This is a genomic window from Pseudoalteromonas sp. T1lg76 (genome assembly GCF_002964725.1).
GTDB lineage: Bacteria > Pseudomonadota > Gammaproteobacteria > Enterobacterales > Alteromonadaceae > Pseudoalteromonas.
Genome location: NZ_PQCE01000015.1, coordinates 87,200 through 106,194, shown reverse-complemented (window position 1 = coordinate 106,194; position 18,995 = coordinate 87,200). Strand labels below are relative to the sequence as shown.

The window sequence follows — 18,995 nt, the reverse complement described above, 5'->3', positions numbered from 1 at the left end:
ACATGGCATCACGTAAGCCCCTGGTGGCTGGAAATTGGAAGTTAAATGGCTCCTTAGAGCTGCTTAATGAAATGGCCCCCGAGCTAAAAGCCGTAGCTGGCCAAGATGTTGATGTGGCACTTTTTGTTCCCGCATTGCTAGTTGCGAGTGCGGCGCAGCAAGGTGTAGTAACGGGTATTCAAACCGTTTCTGAATATGAATCCGGCGCTTATACAGGTGAGATTCAAGCCTCGCTGGCCAAAGAATTAGGTGCAAGCTTTGCCCTGGTTGGTCACTCGGAACGTCGCCATATTTTCGGCGAAAGTAATGAGGATGTTGCCGCTAAATTTGCCATGGCACAGCAGCAGGGCTTAACCCCCGTGCTTTGTGTTGGTGAAACAGAGCAGCAGCGCGAGCAAAACGAAACAGAATCAGTGATCAGCGCGCAAATTGACGCGGTGATTGAAAAATTAGGTGTGGCTGCGTTATCGCAATCTGTGGTAGCATACGAGCCGGTTTGGGCCATAGGCACGGGTAAAACCGCATCGCCGGAACAAGCTCAACAAGTACACCAATTTATTCGTGCGAAAATCGCTTCGCTAGACAGTGAAATAGCACAGCGACTGCTTATCTTATATGGTGGCAGCGTTAATGAACAAAACAGTAGTGAATTATTTGCACAAGCAGATATAGATGGTGGCCTGATTGGTGGCGCCAGTCTTAAAAAAGATGCTTTTATCAGCATCTGCGAAAGTGCAAAAGGATAGAGTTAAATGTACGAAATTCTTTTAGTAGTTTATTTAATTGTTGCATTAGCCTTAATTGGTTTCGTGCTGATTCAACAAGGTAAAGGTGCTGACATGGGTTCGTCATTTGGTGCTGGTGCCTCGGCAACCGTTTTCGGTTCATCGGGTGCGGGTAACTTTATGACTAAAACGACCACAGTACTGGCCACGGTTTTCTTCGTTTTGAGCATAGTGTTAGGTAACCTAACTGCTGGTCAAATCAAGCAAACTGATCAATGGGAAAATCTAGAAGGTGCACCAGCGGTAGAAACCGTTGAGCAACCAGTATCAGATGTTCCTGTTGAGGAAGAAAAGGGTTCTAACAACCCGGACGTTCCAAACTAAAAAATTAAGCCGTGGTGGTGGAATTGGTAGACACGCCATCTTGAGGGGGTGGTGAGCTATGCTCGTGCGGGTTCAAGTCCCGCTCACGGCACCAAATTAAAAGGCCAAGCAGTTAGCTTGGCTTTTTTGCGTATAAAGCCCAGTTAGTGAAGGCTTTAAGTGGTTAACTAAGGTTGCTAATTAGCGGTCGTACCACTATAATAGTCGCCATAAATGAAGTTGGTACATAGTGACCCTTCAGGCAGCAGATTTATAAAGAGGTAGAGATATTCGCTCTACTTGCTTTATGTGATGTCGCGCATTCTTTGCAATGCGCGTTTTGCGTTTAGCGGAAGTGATTTTGCTAAGTCGTCGCAGCGGTTTTATCGTACGGATATAGCCCGCGCCAAGCTAGGCCCTAGGCCGCACAGAAAATCAGGAAGTGTTTACTTTTTGAGTAAATATTTCCAGTGTGACGCCCCGCTTGGTTCGGGGCGTTATTGTATCTGTATTGAAAATGGGGCATTAGCCCTTTTTTTGTTTCTATGGAGAAGTTTCGTGACAAAGCTCGAACAAACATTAACCGAGATGTTAACTCCGGCGGTCGAAGCATTAGGCTTTGAGCTCCTGGGACTTGAGTTTACTCAAGCTGGTCGTCATTCCACCTTGCGTGTGTATATTGATCACCCAGACGGTATTACGGTAGATAACTGTGCGGATGTCAGTCGTCAAGTTAGCGCGATCCTCGACGTAGAAGATCCCATTACCAATGAATATGATTTGGAAGTGTCTTCACCTGGAGTCGATCGTCCACTGTTCAAACCAGAACATTATCAAAATGCAGTGGGTGAGGAAGTCAGGTTGAGAACTAAGCTTCCGCAAGATGGTCGCCGTAATTTCAAGGGCGATTTAGTAGCAGTTAACGGTGATATGATCACAATTAATGTTGATAACCAAGAGCACATGCTCATGATAAGCAACATTGAGCGTGCGAACATCATCGCCAAATTTTAATTTCAGTGCGAAGAAATAGGGCAAGCGAGGCAATACCTATGGCAAAAGAAATACTGTTGGTGGCGGAAGCCGTTTCCAATGAAAAAGCGGTCCCCAAAGAGAAAATTTTTGAAGCATTAGAGTTCGCACTAGCGACCGCAACAAAGAAAAAACATGATGGCGACATCGAAGTGCGTGTATCTATCGACCGTAAAACCGGCGAATACGACACTTTCCGTCGCTGGCAAATCGTTGAAGCGCTTGAAGATGGCAGCTTAGAAAACCCGTACCGCGAAATCACTCTTGAAGCGGCGCAGGTTGAAGAGCCAGAAAAGCAGCTTGGCGATTACGTTGAAGAACAAATTGAGTCAATCAAGTTTGACCGTATCACCACGCAAATGGCCAAGCAGGTTATCGTACAAAAAGTACGTGAAGCCGAGCGTGCCCTTGTGGTTGAAGCTTATAAAGACCAAGAAGGTGAGCTAGTAACAGGTGTGGTTAAAAAAGCCAGCCGCGAAGCCATTATTCTTGATTTAGGCAACAACGCCGAAGCCGTTATCTACCGTGATGACATGCTACCGCGCGAAAACTTCCGCCCAGGCGACCGTGTTCGTGGTCTGCTTTATGCGGTACGTCCAGAAGCCCGTGGCGCGCAGTTATTTGTAACTCGTTCTAAGCCGGAAATGCTAATGGAGCTATTCCGCATCGAGGTGCCGGAAATTGGCGAAGAGATGATCGAGCTACGTGCAGCCGCTCGTGACCCAGGTTCACGTGCAAAGATTGCTGTTAAATCAAATGACAAGCGTATCGACCCTGTTGGTGCCTGCGTGGGTATGCGTGGTGCACGTGTGCAAGCGGTATCCGGTGAATTGGGCGGTGAGCGTGTTGATATCGTGCTTTACGATGACAACCCAGCGCAATTCGTTATCAACGCCATGGCGCCGGCAGAAGTTGCTTCTATCGTGATGGACGAAGACTCACGTTCAATGGATATCGCCGTTGAAGCGGATAACCTGGCACAAGCCATCGGTCGTAACGGCCAAAACGTGCGTTTAGCAAGCCAACTTACAGGTTGGGAGCTAAACGTAATGACGGTTGCAGACATGCAGGAAAAGAACCAGGCTGAGTCAGACAAGCTGATCACCCTGTTCACCGAAGGTTTGGACATCGATGACGATTTCGCCGAGCTGCTTATCGGTGAAGGCTTCTCAACGCTAGAAGAAGTAGCCTATGTACCAACCAGCGAATTCTTGGAAATCGATGGTCTGGACGAGGACACAGTTGAAGAGCTGCGTAATCGTGCCAAAGACGCGTTGACCACCAAAGCATTGAAAGACGAAGAAAGCCTAGAAGGCGCAGAGCCGGCTGAAGACCTATTAAACCTGGATGGCCTAGATCGTCACCTTGCCTTTGTTATGGCGAGCAAGGGCGTAGTAACGCTTGAAGATCTAGCCGAGCAGGGCATCGACGAACTAGTAGAAATTACTGAGCTTTCTGAGCAGGAAGCGGGCGACCTAATTATGGCTGCACGTAATATTTGCTGGTTCGGTGACGAGTAATTTATTAACGGAGGTAACAAAGAATATGGCAGAAGTAAGTGTAACAAAACTGGCCGAGGACATTGGTACAACTGTTGATAAATTGCTACAGCAATTGGACAGCGCGGGCATTAAAAAGCAAGCGGGTGACCAGGTAAACGAGTCGGAAAAAGAGCAACTGCTTGATCACTTGTCTAAGCAGCACGGTGGCGCTGGTGCCTCAGGCCCAGAGCGTATGACTTTGCAACGCAAGAAGAAAAGCACCCTAAGCGTAACCGGTTCAACCGGTAAGGCGAAGGCAGTGCAGGTCGAAGTGCGTAAAAAGCGTACCTATGTGAAGAAAAGTGCCCTAGAAGAGCAGCAAGAACAAGCGCGTCTGGAAGCACAAGAGCAGGAGCGTCTTGAAGCCGAAGCACAGGCTAAATTAGAAGCGGAGCGTAAGGCTAAAGAAGAAGCCGAGCGTAAAGCGAACGAAGAGGCAGAGCGCAAGGCCAAAGAAGAAGCCGAACGTAAAGCCAAAGAAGAAGCGAAGCGTAAAGCCGAAGCACAGCGCAAAGAAAGTAAAGGTTCTGCAAAGGATGAGGCGCAAACTCAGAAAGAACGTGATGAAGCAGAGCGCTTACAGAAAGAAGCAGAAGAGGCAGCATTGAAGAAAGCCGAAGAAGAAGCACAACGTCAAGCAGAAGAAGCTCGTCGCCTAGCCGAAGAAAACGAAGCGCGTTGGAAGAAAGAGGAAGAGGAACGTAAACGTCGTGAAGAAACGGCGGATCACCACCTAACTACTTCTACCTATGCACGTGAAGCGGAAGACGAGTCAGATGCACGCGAAGAGAAAAGCGCGCGTCGTAAAAAGAAAAAGCCTAAGGGCAAAGAAACTGCCGAAGCACCACTAAAAATGGGCAAGGGTAAAAAAGGTAAGCTTAAAGCGCCTACTTCTTTACAGCATGGTTTCCAAAAGCCAGTTGCCGATAAGAAGCAAGAAGTACGTATCGGTGAAACTATCACGGTTGCCGAGCTTGCTTCACGTATGGCGGTAAAGGGTGCCGAAGTCGTTAAGACCATGATGAAAATGGGCGACATGGTAACCATTAACCAGGTTATCGACCAGGAAACTGCACAGCTAGTTGCAGAAGAAATGGGTCACAAAGTGGTTGTTGTTCGTGAAAACGAACTGGAAGAGAAAGTACTAAGCGACCGCAGCGAAGGCGGTAAAGCTGAATCTCGTGCACCGGTAGTAACCGTAATGGGTCACGTTGACCACGGTAAAACATCGACTCTGGACTACATCCGTAAAGCTAAAGTTGCTTCGGGCGAGGCCGGTGGTATTACCCAGCACATTGGTGCATACCATGTTGATACTGACAACGGCATGATCACCTTCCTTGATACTCCGGGACACGCGGCATTTACCTCAATGCGTGCTCGTGGTGCGAAAGCGACGGATATCGTAATCCTGGTTGTTGCTGCGGACGATGGCGTAATGCCACAGACCAAAGAAGCGGTACAGCACGCTAAAGCGGCTGAAGTACCTCTGATTGTTGCCGTGAACAAGATGGATAAAGAAGGCGCCGATCCAGATCGCGTTAAGAACGAACTAGCTCAGCTAGACGTTATCCCAGAAGACTGGGGCGGTGAGACGCAATTCGTACACATCTCGGCTAAAACCGGCCAGGGCGTCGACGAGCTACTTGAAGCCGTACTAATGCAATCGGAAATCCTTGAGCTAACCGCTGTTTCTGAAGGCATGGCCTCAGGTGTGGTAATCGAATCTCGCCTTGATAAAGGCCGTGGTCCGGTAGCTACTGTACTGGTACAAGAAGGTACGCTAAAGCAAGGTGATATCGTTCTTTGTGGTCTTGAGTATGGCCGTGTTCGTGCAATGCGCGATGAAAACGGTGAAGAAATCAAAGAAGCAGGCCCTTCAATCCCGGTAGAGATCTTAGGTCTTTCTGGTGTACCTGCAGCTGGTGACGAAGCAACGGTTGTTCGCGATGAGCGTAAGGCCCGTGAAGTTGCTCTATACCGTCAAGGTAAGTTCCGTGAAGTGAAGCTGGCGCGTCAGCAAAAAGCTAAGCTTGAGAACATGTTCACCAACATGACCGAAGGCGATATCTCAGAAGTGAATATCGTACTGAAAGCGGACGTACAAGGTTCTGTTGAAGCCATCTCTGATTCACTTGTGAAGCTTTCTACTGACGAAGTGAAAGTGAAGATCGTAGGTAGTGGTGTAGGTGGTATCACCGAAACTGACGCATCACTTGCGGCTGCTTCTAACGCCATCATGGTTGGTTTCAACGTTCGTGCCGACGCTTCAGCGCGTAAGGTTATCGAAGCTGAAAACCTAGACCTGCGTTACTACAGCGTAATCTACGACCTGATCGAAGAAGTGAAGCAGGCCATGACTGGTATGCTTGCTCCTGAGTTCAAACAAGAGATCATCGGTCTTGCCGAAGTACGTGACGTGTTTAAGTCACCTAAGATCGGTGCGGTTGCAGGCTGTATGGTTACCGAAGGTGTGGTCAAGCGTTCTAACCCAATCCGTGTACTTCGTGAAAACGTGGTTATCTACGAAGGTGAACTTGAATCACTACGTCGCTTTAAAGACGACGTACAAGAAGTTCGCAACGGTATGGAATGTGGTATCGGCGTTAAGAACTATAATGACGTTAAGGTCGGTGACCAAATCGAGGTATTTGAAATCGTTGAAGTACAACGTTCTCTATAACCTTGATCATTAAGTAAATTTGATGGGGGCCCTTGTGCCCCCATTTGTGATTGTGTAATACCTGCCGTGCTCTGTGCGCGTGCCGGTATCCTAAATATAAGTGGTGAAAATGAGAGAATTTTCTCGCACAGAGCGCGTAGCGCAACAGATACAAAAAGAAATTGCGGTGATCATCCAACGGGAAATTAAAGACCCGCGTTTAGGCATGGTGACCGTGTCTGCGGTTGAAGTATCGCGCGATTTGTCTTACGCGAAAATTTTTGTGACCGTGTTCAATCAAGAAGACGAAAGCAAAACCAAGCAAAGCATGCGTATTCTGAATGATGCCAGTGGCTACATTCGTTCGCTGCTGGGCAAGCGTATTCGTGCCCGCATCGTCCCTGAGCTACGTTTTGTTATCGATACTTCATTACTTGAAGGTATGCGTATTTCTAACCTGGTTGAGTCGGTGATGCGCGAAGATAAGCAAAAGCGCGGTAGCAGCGACGAGGAAGAATAAGCAGCATGGCCAGACGTACAAAAGGCCGTCCGGTCGATGGCGTATTGTTACTGCATAAGCCCCAAGGCATTTCCAGTAACCGCGCTCTGCAGCAGGCGAAAGGCATTTACTTTGCGCAGAAGGCGGGGCACACAGGTGCCCTTGATCCCTTAGCCACAGGCATGTTGCCTATTTGTTTTGGCGAAGCGACCAAGTTCAGTCAGTTCCTGCTCGATACCGACAAAACCTACGTGGTGCGCGCCAAGTTAGGTGAGCGTACAACCACCTCGGATGCCGATGGTGAGGTTGTCGAAACCCGTGCTGTGAATGTTACCAAGGCGCAAATCGAGCTGCATGTTGCTGGTTTTATCGGTGAGTCAGATCAGTATCCGTCTATGTATTCGGCGCTCAAGTATCAAGGTCAGCCTTTATACAAGTATGCCCGCGAAGGCATAGAAGTGCCGCGCAAGTGTCGCCGTATTAACGTTTACAGCCTGACCCTGGATGAGTTTGATGAGCAGGCCAATGAAATTCAGATGACCGCCCATGTGTCCAAAGGCACCTATATTCGTACCATAGTGGACGATTTAGGTGAGTTATTGGGCTGTGGCGCGCATGTGATCATGCTGCACCGCTCCAAGGTAGGTCATTACCCTGCCGAGAAAATGGTGACTCTGGACGAACTTCAAGCCCTGCTTGATGAAGCTAAAAGCCAGGATAAGGCACCGAGCGAAGTATTAGATACGCTGTTACTGCCAATGGACACGGCGGTGCAAGATTTGCCCAGCGTTGAGATTGACGAGCAGCAGGCCATTGCCTTTGCCCATGGTCAAACCGTGGTCATCGGCGAGGTACCAGAAGAGGTATGCGCCGTACGTTGTGGCGAGCGTTTCCTTGGTGTGGGTGAGCGCAATCAGCACGGTCATCTCAAAGCCAAGCGTGCCGTGGCCATCACAAATAACTTGTAGTTATTGGCCAGCTTGATAAAATAGCGCGCTCAATTGGTGGGGCTGGATTAGTGATCGGCTCTTACCGTATATAAACACTCACTTTTTGGAGTAAATTATGTCACTAAGCAACCAAGAAAAAGCAGATTCATTGCTAAATTTGCACGCGCTGAAGGCGACACTGGTTCACCTGAAGTACAAGTTGCACTTCTAACTGCAGATATCAACAAGCTTCAAGGTCACTTTGCAAGCCACAAGCAAGACAACCACTCACGTCGTGGTCTTCTTCGCAAAGTAAGCCAGCGCCGTAACCTGCTTAACTACCTTAAAGGTAAGAGCATCGAGCGTTACACTGCGCTAATTAAAGAACTTGGCCTACGTCGCTAATTCTTTGATACCAGTTTGAAAAAAGGGGCCTAATCGCCCCTTTTTTTGTGCGTCTTTGACGAGTATACTTAGCGCTGTCTAAGTTTCGCAATACAGCAAACTAGATGGCACCATATTGCCAATTGTAGTAAATAAAGGCATTCACACGAGTGTGGTTATTTACTGTAATTGGTGAGGTGCTTAAGAAAACCCTCTTAACCTGATTTAAGGGCTGGTAATTCGGCTTTTGAGTAGGTTATATGCAACTTAAGGAATGATTAAGTGCAAGCAATTATTAAAGAATTTCAGTACGGACAATACACTGTAACTCTAGAAACCGGCGCTATTGCCCGTCAGGCAGACGGTGCGGTACTAGCAAGCATCGGCGATACTTCGGTACTTGTAACCGTAGTAGGTCGTCGTGAAGCAAACCCAGGTCAGGATTTCTTCCCTCTAACCGTTAACTACCAAGAAAAAATGTATGCGGCCGGCCGTATCCCAGGTGGTTTCTTAAAGCGTGAAGGTCGTCCTAACGACGGCGAAACGCTTATCGCGCGTCTAATCGACCGTCCAATTCGTCCACTTTTCCCTAAAGGCTTCGTAAACGAAGTTCAGGTAATCGCGACAGTAGTTTCAGTAAACCCTGAAATCCAGCCTGATATCGTTGCCTTAATTGGTACTTCTGCGGCGCTAGCGCTTTCTGGTATTCCATTTAACGGTCCTATCGGTGCATCACGCGTAGGTTACATCGATGGTCAGTACGTATTGAACCCATCACTAACCGAGCTTAAAACAAGCAAGCTAGACCTAGTTGTTGCTGGTACAGATAACGCCGTACTTATGGTTGAATCAGAAGCTGAAACGCTTCCTGAAGACGTAATGCTTGGCGCCGTTGTTTACGGTCATGAGCAATCACAAGCCATCATCAATGCTATCAACGAGTTCAAAGCCGAAGCGGGTAAAGCAGCTTGGGATTGGACTGCGCCAGCAAAAGATGAAACCCTAGCGGGTAAGGTTGCTGCTATCGCCGAAGAGAAAATCGGTGAAGCGTACCGCATTACCGACAAGGTAGCGCGTAAAGACGCTCTTAGCGCAGCGAAAGCAGAAGTGATCGAAAAACTAAGCGCTGAGCTTGGCGAAGACGAAAGCCTGGACGAGCAAGAAGTATCAGGCGAGTTCGGTTCACTTGAGAAGAAAATCGTTCGTGGTCGCATCATCGCTGGTGAACAGCGTATCGATGGTCGTTCACCTGAAATGGTTCGTGCCCTTGACGTGAAAACTGGCGTACTAGCCCGTACTCACGGTAGTGCTATCTTCACCCGTGGTGAAACTCAGGCGCTAGTAACGGCAACACTAGGTACAGAGCGTGATTCTCAGATGATCGACGACCTAACAGGTACTTCTACTAACCGTTTCATGTTGCACTACAACTTCCCTCCGTTCTGTGTGGGTGAAACTGGCTTTGTTGGTTCGCCTAAGCGTCGTGAAATCGGTCACGGTAACCTGGCTAAGCGCGGTATTGCTGCGGTACTTCCTACACTTGAAGAGTTCCCGTACTCAATCCGTGTGGTATCTGAAATTACTGAGTCTAACGGTTCTTCATCAATGGCGTCTGTATGTGGTACATCACTTGCGCTAATGAACGCCGGTGTTCCTACTAAGGCATCTGTTGCTGGTATCGCCATGGGTCTAGTGAAAGAAGGCGATAACTTCGTTGTTCTTTCTGACATCTTGGGTGACGAAGATCACCTGGGCGATATGGACTTTAAAGTAGCCGGTACCGCTGCAGGTGTTACCGCACTACAAATGGATATCAAGATCGAAGGTATCACTAAAGAAATCATGCAGATCGCTCTTAACCAAGCACAAGCAGCTCGTCTACACATCCTAAGTGTGATGGATGAAGCCATCTCTGCGCCTGCGGCTGAGCTTTCTGATTACGCGCCGCGTATCTATGTAGTGAACATCCCACCTAAGAAGATTGCTGACGTTATCGGTAAAGGTGGCGCTACTATCCGTGCGCTTACCGAAGAAACCGGTACTACCATTGAAATTGAAGACGACGGTACAGTTAAGATTGCAGCCACTGACGGTGAGAGCGCGCGCGCTGCCATCGCTCGCGTTGAGCAACTAACAGCTGAGCTGGAAGTAGGTACCATCTACGAAGGTAAAGTAGTACGTATCGTTGATTTCGGTGCTTTCGTTAACGTTCTACCTGGTAAAGACGGCCTGGTACACATCTCACAGATCAGTGATGAGCGTGTAAACAATGTTGCCGACCACCTAAGCCTAGGTCAGGAAGTTAAGGTTAAGGTACTAGAAGTTGATCGCCAGGGCCGTGTACGCCTAAGCATCAAAGAGGCGCAAGACCAGAGCGCGCCAGCAGCGGAAGCGGCAAAAGACGCCGAATAAGCGATAAAAGCATAGTAAAAGGGGCTGTTTAGGCCCCTTTTTTATGGTTTAATGAAAATCCATGCACGGATTATAGGTATAGGACTTTGAGAAAAACATTATCGCTTACGGTAGCCGGCGTTATCACGCTACTCTTAACCGGTTGCCAATCCGTACCAGATAGTCCCCAATATGTTGTTACCGTACCTTTTGCCGCACCTCTGCCGAGCGATTACCGCAGCGAAGTGGCGGTAGCCCGTTATAGCGAGCTGATAGAGCAGGCCGATCTGCCCAGTGATCAGCAAGCATTACTTTATTATGATCGCGGTAAGCTATTCGACAGCCTGGGGTTAAGCACCCTGGCGCGCATCGATTTTAGCCGTGCGGTTAACCTTAAGCCGGACCTGGCCGAGGTGTATAACTTCCTTGGTATTCATCACACCCTGATGCAGCAATACGGCAAGGCCTATGAAATGTTCGATTCAGTGCTGGAGCTTAACAGCGAGCATGAATACGCCTATCTCAACCGTGGCATTGCCTTGTATTACGGAGAACGCCCGGGATTAGCCAGCGATGATTTGCAGGCCTTTTTGCGCTTTGCCCCAGATGACCCGTATCGGGTGCTTTGGGTTTATTTGGCGGAGCGTGACGAAGACCCACTTAAAGCCAAAGCCAACTTAAGAGATATGGCACAAGCTTTGGACCCGCAAAACTGGGCCTATCAACTGGTGGCCTTTTATCAGGGTAAAATCACCGAAAAGGCACTGTTAGGAACCTTGGCAGAGGGTGTGGAATCACATCAGGAATATGCCGAGCGCTTGTGTGAAGCCTATTTTTATATCGCTAAAAGCCATCAGGCCAAGGGCGAAAATACCCTGGCCAGCGACTACTTTAAACTGGCGCTTTCGACCAATGTATACGAGTTTGTCGAATATAAATATGCACGCCTTGAGCTGGACATAATGGCAGGCGAGGGTGCGCACTAGCCTATTTTTTATCTTGCTGCTAAGCCTGTGTGGGAGTATGAGTCAAAGCCCCGCACTGGTGCAGTATCAGGCGCAAAATAATGCCGCCGCCGCCACCTTTTGGGTTTTATCACAGCCCAACACAACTAAGCTATCGGCATTACAGCGAAGTCGTATTGCGCCGCCTAGCTACAGACGGCGCACCTCAGGCCCAGCTATTACTGGCCCAACACCTGCTGAAAAAAAATGACTTTGATGGTGCCCGTTTATACTGGCAGCAGGCCTTAGCTGCTAAAGGCGAGCAGCGCACAGCGGCGCAACTTTGGCAGCAACTGGCCGAGACGCTGGCGCAGCAAGGGCACTGGCAGGTGCTGGCCGAGATAGGCCGCGTTTATCCTTTACCCGATGAGCTTGAATATCGGCGGCGCTTTCACCTGGGCTTAAAGGTGGGCGTCGAGGGCCATGATGTCGCAAAAAGTTTGGGCTTTGGCACAAATTTGCGGCAAATCCAGGCGCAATCCTGTCGCTATAATCTGCTGTTGCTCGGCGACAGCCTGGCGGCCATGGATAAGCTGCAGCAGTTGCGCCGCAGATATCAGGCCAAGCCTGAACCTGGTACCGGATTGTTATGTCTGTCCGAGCCTCACTATTTGGGTGATACCCTAAACTGCCAAGGCACAAGCGACAGTTTTAGTCGCTGTGACTGGCAGCCTTTGGCGCAAACGCCGGAGCAAGTGCCAGCGGGTTTTGATTTTATCGTGATGATGACAGACGGCGGGCTGGCCAATGTTCAAGGCGGTATTATGCAGTTGGGAGTGAATGCACCCTATCATGTGTTTATCCATGAGCTCTTGCACTTTAGCGGCTTTACCGATGAGTATCCGGCACCTAAGGAGCAGCAGGGGGCCTGTGAGCAACAAGGGCAGCTCTATGCCAATCTTGTGGTTGGCGACAGAGCGCCGCCAGGCTGGGCGCCCAGTGCCTATTGTGACAATGGCCGTGGCTATAAACCCGGCGTCGGGCAGAGCCTGATGGAGCAATCGGAAGTTGGGGTGACGCCCCTATACAGAAACTTGTGGTTGGCCGCGCTGGCAAGGCCGAAACAGCATATTCGTTTTGCCGATTTATTCTACCGCTTAAGTGGCGAAACCCAGTGGCGTGAATATCGTCGTGCCCTGAATAATAAAAATGACGCTTAACCATGGCACATTGGCCAGGTCACGTAAGGCAGAGGTCCGGATTTTTGTTAGCTAGGTTAGTAGGGTGTTAACCGCCGCCTAAGATTTAGCCGAATAGGAAGGGCGAGTCTAGACAAAGGCAGGGCTGCCCAGTATAACTGATTAATTATCAATATTTATTTGGCGCTGAACTAATCTTAGTATTGACGCTTTCGGTGTCCCAAGCGCCCGCCCTTGTGGGGTCAAAAATAACAGTTTTACCAAGGTTTTTGGTAACAAAAGTAAAGGTTTTTAAACTATGACATTGCTGTGGATACCCTTGTTATCCTTGTTAGGCAGTTTACTTGCGAGCTTTACCGGCAAACTATCGCGCAATCAAAGCGCCGCCGTGACCGCAATTATGCCTTTAATCTGCCTGGTGCTGGTGCTCAGCATGGCACCGCAGGTATTGGCCGGCGAAACAATCTACGCCAGCCTACCTTGGATACCTGAATTAGGGGTGAATTTATCCTTTCGCTTAGACGGTTTAAGCCTGTTGTTTTGCATCCTGATCTTGGGAATTGGCCTGCTGATCATTCTTTATGCGCGCTATTATTTGAGCGCCAACGACTCCATGCCCAAGCTTTACGCTTATTTAATGCTGTTTATGACCGCCATGCTCGGCATAGTGACGGCAAACAACATTATTCAAATGTGGTTCTTTTGGGAGCTCACCAGTGTTAGCTCTTTCTTATTGATCAGCTATTGGTGGTATAACCCCGAGGCGCGTAAGGGCGCACGTATGGCGCTGGCCATTACCGGTGCCGGTGGTCTGGCTTTGCTGGCAGGCCTTGTGCTGTTGGGGCAACTGGTGGGCAGCTATGAGCTGGATGTGATCTTGCAAAGCGGCGAGCTGGTAAAAAGCTCTAAGTGGTATCCGCTTATTTTGGTACTGATTTTACTGGGCGCTTTTACCAAGTCGGCGCAGTTTCCGTTTCATTTCTGGCTACCTCATGCCATGTCGGCACCGACCCCGGTCAGTGCTTATCTGCATTCGGCGACCATGGTTAAAGCCGGCATCTTCCTGCTGGCACGTTTCTATCCTGCCTTAGCGGGGACCGAGCTGTGGTTTATTATCGTTGGTGTCACAGGGTTAACCACCTTGTTGGTGGGTGCTTACATTGCCTTGTTTAAGCACGACCTAAAGGGCTTGTTGGCCTATTCAACCATCAGTCACTTAGGTTTGATCACCTTGCTATTGGGTTTGGATACTCAGTTGGCAACGGTGGCGGCGATTTTCCATATTATTAACCATGCCACTTTTAAGGCCTCCTTGTTTATGGCCACGGGTATTATCGACCATGAAACCGGCACCCGGGATATGCGCAAGCTCAACGGTATGTGGCGCTATATGCCCTATACGGCGACCTTGGCCATGGTGGCGGCGGCATCCATGGCCGGGGTACCGCTGCTGAACGGCTTCTTATCGAAAGAAATGTTTTTTGCCGAGACCCTGCACCAGCAGATGCTTGGCTCCATGTCCTGGTTAATTCCAGTGCTGGCGACCGTGGCCGGGGCCTTGTCGGTGGCCTATTCGGCACGCTTTATCCATGATGTATTCTTCAATGGTGAACCAAAGGATCTGCCCAAGCAGCCTCATGAGGCGCCGCGCTATATGCGTGTGCCCATCGAAATTTTGGTGGCCCTGTGTGTCTTGGTTGGTTTATTCCCGGCATTTGTGGTGGATCCGCTACTAACCGCGGCCTCTCATGCTGTGCTTGGTGCCGAGGCACCTGATTATCATCTGGCCATCTGGCACGGCTTTAACCTGCCGCTATTGATGAGTGGGGTGGCGGTGGCCGGCGGTCTGTTTATTTATTCACAGCGTAAATACCTGTTCCAGTTCCAGGCCTCCTTACCAAATGTGAGCGCCAAAAAAGCCTTCGATGCCAGCATTCACAAGGTGGTGGTGTGGTCACGGGAGCAAATCCTGCGCATAGAAAATGGCTCCTTGCAGCGTTATATCTTTATTCTTTTGCTCTCTACCTTGGTAGTGGCGGGCTTGCCCCTGTTTGAAATGCATACCCTGGCCGGGGCAACCGGGCTGAGTGAGATTGATGCCCATAATGCCATTGGTGCGGCGCTGCTGATGATAGGCACTCTGGCTACCTTGGTGTGGCATCGCTCGCGGATGATAGCCCTGATCCTGGTTTCCGTGGTGGGCTTGATGACCTCAGTGGTCTTTACCCGTTTCTCGGCGCCGGATTTGGCCTTGACCCAGCTCACCGTGGAAGTAGTAACAGTGATGTTACTGATGCTGGCGCTCTTTTTCTTGCCGCAGCGCACCCCTAAGGAGTCGAGCTCACTTCGCATCTTGCGCGATTTAGGCATCAGTAGTGCCATAGGTATTGTCGTTGGTAGTATCTGTTATGCACTGTTGACGCGTCCGCAGGAGAGTATTTCGCAGTTCTTTATCGGCAACGCCAAAACCGGCGGTGGCGGCACAAACGTGGTTAACGTGATCCTCGTGGACTTCCGTGGTTTCGATACCCTGGGTGAAATCACTGTGCTGGGCATAGCGGCATTGGGTATTTACAAGCTGCTACTGAATCTGCCGTTATTTATGCCATCTTCTGACAGTGAAGGGCGTCCTTGGGCGCGCGAACGTCACCCTCTGCTGCTTGCGAGCATATCACAAAGTTTGTTGCCGCTGGCGATCATGGTGTCCGTGTATATCTTCCTGCGCGGCCATAACCTGCCTGGCGGTGGCTTTATTGCCGGCCTGGTGACCTCCATTGCCTTTATTTTGCAATATATGGCCAATGGCTCTAATTGGATCCGTGCCCGCATGGATATTAACTACCGCAAGGTGATTGCTTCGGGCTTGGCTATCGCCACCTTGAGCGGCCTGGGTAGCTGGCTGTTTGGCCGTAACTTCTTAACCAGCTGGTTTGATTATTTCGATATCCCCTTGGTGGGCAAAACCGAATTGGCCAGCGCCATGATATTTGATTTAGGTGTGTATTTAACCGTGGTAGGCGCAACATTAATGATCCTTGCCAGTCTTGGTAAATTGACGGCAGAAACCCCGAAAGAAAAGGTTAATCTCTAATGGAACTCTTATATGCAAGTTGTGTGGGTCTGTTAGTGGCCAGTGGCATTTATCTGATTTTGCGCGCCCGTACCTTTCCCGTGGTGTTGGGGTTGACCATGCTCTCTTACGCGGTCAATTTATTCCTGTTTTCATCGGGTCGATTAAAAATAAACCAGGCGCCGGTGCTAGGGCAGTCGGCCAGTTATGCCGATCCACTGCCGCAGGCTCTGGTATTAACCGCCATAGTGATCGGTTTTGCAATGACTGCCTTTGTGGTGATCCTTGCCATTCGTGGTCGTGCCGACCTGGGTAATGACCATGTTGATGGTCAGCCGCGCGCTACCCGTGCCACTAAGGGGTCGAAGTAAATGCAGCATTTGATCACCTTACCCGTATTATTGCCCCTGTTGGCGGGCATCATTCTGTTGCTGCCGCCATGCGGTAAAAGCCTGGTATTAAGACGTTGGGTGGCCTCTTTTATGGCCTTGGCGACCCTGGTAGCATCCGGTTTCTTGTTAAGCACCATCTTAAGCGGCGGCCCTGTGGTTTACGCTATCGGCGAATGGCAGCCGCCCTTTGGTATCGTCTTATATGCAGACCCTCTGGCTGTGGCTCTGTGTATTTTGACCAGCTTTTTGTCCCTGGTGACCATAGTGTATGCCAGCCGTGGCGATGACAAAGCGGGAAGCTTTTATCATCCCTTGGCGCATTTCCTGCTGATGGGTGTAAATGGTGCCTTCTTAACTGGCGACCTGTTTAACCTGTTTGTATTTTTTGAGGTGCTGTTGATCGCCTCCTACGCGCTCTTGATGCACAAAAAAGACAAGCACACCACCAAGGCGGCGCTGCATTATGTGATTTTAAACCTGGTCGGCTCGAGTATTTTCCTGATTGCCCTGGGTGTACTTTACGGCGTGCTTGGCACCTTGAATATGGCCGATATGGCCCTTAAGGTAGCACTGTTGCAGGGTGATGATATTTATCTTGCGAAAATTGGCGGCCTGTTATTGCTTATCGTCTTTGCCCTAAAGGCGGCCTTGCTGCCCTTGCATTTATGGCTGCCGGCCACTTATGGCCGAGCCATGCCGGTAATTGCCGCACAATTTGCGATCATGACCAAGGTTGGGGTGTACGCCATCATGCGCGTCTTCACCATGATCTTTGGCGAGCAGGCTGGGGAGCTGAGTGGTATCGCCAGCACCTGGTTGTGGCCACTAGCCCTGGTGACCTTGGTCGTGGGTGCGGTGGGCGTGCTGGCGGCGGAAGACTTGCGCCGCCTTAGTGCCAACCTAGTGATTGTTTCTGTCGGTACCCTGATAGCCATGGTGGCGCTTAATGAAGAGCAGGCCACGGCGGTGGCCATCTATTATATGATTCATTCGACCATAGCCTGCGCCGCAATGTTCCTGGTTGCCGATATGATAGCCCTGCAGCGGGGCAAGGTGCAGGACCGACTGGTTAATAGCCGCGGTGTGGCTCAGCCCAAATTGTTAGGAATCTGCTTTGTGGTTGCCGCCATCGCCCTGGCCGGTCTACCGCCCTTATCCGGCTTTGTCGCCAAGCTGTGGTTGCTTGATGCTTCTTTTGGCGCCGAGGTGGCCTGGGTATTTTGGCCTATTTATCTGCTTGCCAGTTTAGCCACCCTGGTGGCGCTGTCGCGCGCCGGTACCAGTTTGTTCTGGCACGACCATCCCAATCAGGATGAGCAGTTTGAAGATAACGTCTATGCCGGTAAACGTCGCACCTGGGCTCTGGTGCTGATTCTTACGGTGCCGCTAATGATGACTGTGTTTGCCGCACCACTGAGTGAGATAAGCAACCAAGCAGCGGCCATACTGCATAATTCTCAGGTGGCCATAGACACAGTATTTGCCTTGGCTAAGGAGCAATAAGATGCGCTTACATGCTCGTTATAAGTGGTTGCCAACGCCATTTCGCAGTGTTTTATTATTTATCGTGTGGTTGCTGTTAAACAACAGCGTTTCCGCCGGTCACCTGATCCTTGGCGCCGTACTGGCCATAGCCATTCCCTTGGTGATCGCGCCGTTTCGCACCGCTCAGCCGCTGATTTTACGTCCGGGTTTGGCAACCAAGCAGGTGTTTATCGTACTTTGGGACATCATTACCGCTAATGTCGAAGTGGCCTTTAAGATCTTGGCTCCGACCAAGCGTTTGCGCCCGGGGTTTATCAAGGTGCCCCTGGACTTACAGCATGAGTTGCCCATTACCATCTTGGCCAGCACAGTGTCGCTTACGCCGGGTACCGTTAGTGCCGAGGTGTATCCCATCCCTGAGTCCTTACCCAAGGGTGAGGTGCCGACGCAGCGCTTTTTACTTATTCATGTGCTGGATCTGGATGATGAGCAGGCCCTGATAGATACCATTAAGCGTCGCTACGAAGCGCCTCTTAAGGAGATTTTCCAATGCTAGAAAATGTATTACTGATGGTCTTTGCCATGATCGGCATCTCTTTGATGCTTAATCTCTGGCGCTTGATAGTCGGCCCTTCGGTGCCCGACAGAATTTTGGCCTTGGATACCATGTATATCAACACCATAGCCCTTATCATTCTCTATGGTATCGGCATGCAAACGCAGATTTATTTTGAGGCGGCGTTGCTTATTGCCATGTTGGGTTTTGTCAGCACGGTGGCGGTCTGTAAGTACCTGCTGCGCGGCGATATTATTGAATAGGAGCGGCTATGACTGAATGGCTAATTTCGGCATTATTAATAGCCGGCGGACTTTTTATCTTAATCGGCTCCATTGGTTTGGTGAAAATGCCGGACTTTTTTATGCGCCTGCACGGGCCAACTAAGGCCACCACCTTAGGTATGGCCTTGCTGCTGATAGCCGCCAACGTGTTCTTCAGCGTAGAAAATGGGGTGATTAATATCAAAGAGATTCTGATCTCCATCTTCTTATTGATCACCGCGCCCATCACCGGCTATATGCTGATCAAATCCGCTATCCATCACGAACTCAAGGCGAAGGATGGCACCAAGGGCATGGATAATATCGAGGACGATTAAACCTTGTAGGTCGGCCTTTTAGGCCGACAATTAGCAATGCAGGAGCACATTGCCTTGTAGGTCGGGATTTTATCCCGACAAAATTCTCAATTAATATCACCCTGTCGGCGCACAGCACCGACCTACAAACTACACAGCATCGACCTGCAGGTCGGCACATACCTTCACTAAAAAAGTGTCCGCTGCGGACACTTTTAATGTCCGCGGACAAACGCCAAACTC

Annotated in this window: 16 protein-coding genes, 1 tRNA gene and 1 pseudogene; all 18 read left to right on the top strand. The window is 49.9% G+C overall.

The features are described 5' to 3' along the window. The first annotated feature begins 2 nt into the window (after positions 1-2). The 18 genes and pseudogenes from tpiA (at position 3) to C2M35_RS07035 (ending at position 18,773) form a co-directional block, all read left to right on the top strand. On the top strand, positions 3-746 hold the full coding sequence (gene tpiA / locus C2M35_RS07120) for a triose-phosphate isomerase (RefSeq protein ID WP_105201056.1): 744 nt from the start codon (positions 3-5) through the stop codon (positions 744-746). A gap of 6 nt (positions 747-752) precedes the next feature. Beyond that, complete coding sequence (gene secG / locus C2M35_RS07115; RefSeq protein ID WP_105201057.1) at positions 753-1,109, top strand: preprotein translocase subunit SecG; 357 nt, start codon at positions 753-755, stop codon at positions 1,107-1,109. 8 nt (positions 1,110-1,117) lie between these two features. After that, a tRNA-Leu gene (locus C2M35_RS07110) sits at positions 1,118-1,203 on the top strand. A 443-nt stretch (positions 1,204-1,646) separates the two neighbouring features. Continuing rightward, a complete protein-coding gene (rimP, locus tag C2M35_RS07105; protein WP_105201058.1) occupies positions 1,647-2,102 on the top strand; it encodes a ribosome maturation factor RimP in 456 nt (151 codons plus the stop codon). A 38-nt stretch (positions 2,103-2,140) separates the two neighbouring features. Beyond that, a complete protein-coding gene (nusA, locus tag C2M35_RS07100) occupies positions 2,141-3,640 on the top strand; it encodes a transcription termination factor NusA (RefSeq protein WP_105201059.1) in 1,500 nt (499 codons plus the stop codon). Between the two features lie 25 nt (positions 3,641-3,665). After that, the gene (gene infB / locus C2M35_RS07095; RefSeq protein WP_105201060.1) at positions 3,666-6,344 is read left to right on the top strand and encodes a translation initiation factor IF-2; all 2,679 of its coding nucleotides are present in this window, start codon (positions 3,666-3,668) and stop codon (positions 6,342-6,344) included. Between the two features lie 109 nt (positions 6,345-6,453). Beyond that, entirely contained in the window at positions 6,454-6,843 is a 390-nt protein-coding gene (gene rbfA / locus C2M35_RS07090) for a 30S ribosome-binding factor RbfA (RefSeq protein ID WP_105201061.1), read from the top strand. A 5-nt stretch (positions 6,844-6,848) separates the two neighbouring features. Further along, positions 6,849-7,790, top strand: a complete 942-nt coding sequence (gene truB / locus C2M35_RS07085; RefSeq protein WP_105264953.1) for a tRNA pseudouridine(55) synthase TruB — start codon at positions 6,849-6,851, stop codon at positions 7,788-7,790. Positions 7,791-7,887: 97 nt separating this feature from the next. After that, positions 7,888-8,156, top strand: a pseudogene (gene rpsO, locus C2M35_RS07080) (30S ribosomal protein S15). A gap of 261 nt (positions 8,157-8,417) precedes the next feature. Then, positions 8,418-10,547 carry a polyribonucleotide nucleotidyltransferase gene (gene pnp, locus C2M35_RS07075; RefSeq protein ID WP_105264952.1) on the top strand — a complete coding sequence of 710 codons (2,130 nt, stop codon included), beginning with the start codon at positions 8,418-8,420 and terminating at the stop codon, positions 10,545-10,547. A gap of 86 nt (positions 10,548-10,633) precedes the next feature. Continuing rightward, positions 10,634-11,512 carry a lipoprotein NlpI gene (gene nlpI, locus C2M35_RS07070; RefSeq protein ID WP_105213008.1) on the top strand — a complete coding sequence of 293 codons (879 nt, stop codon included), beginning with the start codon at positions 10,634-10,636 and terminating at the stop codon, positions 11,510-11,512. An 80-nt stretch (positions 11,513-11,592) separates the two neighbouring features. Continuing rightward, a complete protein-coding gene (locus C2M35_RS07065; protein ID WP_105264951.1) occupies positions 11,593-12,690 on the top strand; it encodes a hypothetical protein in 1,098 nt (365 codons plus the stop codon). A 277-nt stretch (positions 12,691-12,967) separates the two neighbouring features. Then, entirely contained in the window at positions 12,968-15,760 is a 2,793-nt protein-coding gene (locus tag C2M35_RS07060) for a monovalent cation/H+ antiporter subunit A (RefSeq protein ID WP_105264950.1), read from the top strand. Continuing rightward, positions 15,760-16,110, top strand: coding sequence for a Na+/H+ antiporter subunit C (locus tag C2M35_RS07055; RefSeq protein WP_105258982.1), 351 nt, complete (start codon positions 15,760-15,762; stop codon positions 16,108-16,110). Before C2M35_RS07060 ends, C2M35_RS07055 begins: the two co-directional genes overlap by 1 nt. Continuing rightward, positions 16,111-17,634 (top strand): monovalent cation/H+ antiporter subunit D, encoded by a 1,524-nt coding sequence (locus C2M35_RS07050; RefSeq protein WP_105264949.1) that lies wholly within the window; start codon positions 16,111-16,113, stop codon positions 17,632-17,634. Between the two features lies 1 nt (position 17,635). Next, entirely contained in the window at positions 17,636-18,172 is a 537-nt protein-coding gene (locus C2M35_RS07045) for a Na+/H+ antiporter subunit E (RefSeq protein ID WP_105201069.1), read from the top strand. Beyond that, positions 18,166-18,435 carry a K+/H+ antiporter subunit F gene (locus C2M35_RS07040; RefSeq protein ID WP_105201070.1) on the top strand — a complete coding sequence of 90 codons (270 nt, stop codon included), beginning with the start codon at positions 18,166-18,168 and terminating at the stop codon, positions 18,433-18,435. The genes C2M35_RS07045 and C2M35_RS07040 overlap by 7 nt, the downstream gene beginning before the upstream one ends. An 8-nt stretch (positions 18,436-18,443) precedes the next feature. Next, positions 18,444-18,773, top strand: coding sequence for a Na+/H+ antiporter subunit G (locus C2M35_RS07035; RefSeq protein WP_105213005.1), 330 nt, complete (start codon positions 18,444-18,446; stop codon positions 18,771-18,773). The last annotated feature ends 222 nt before the right edge of the window (positions 18,774-18,995 follow it).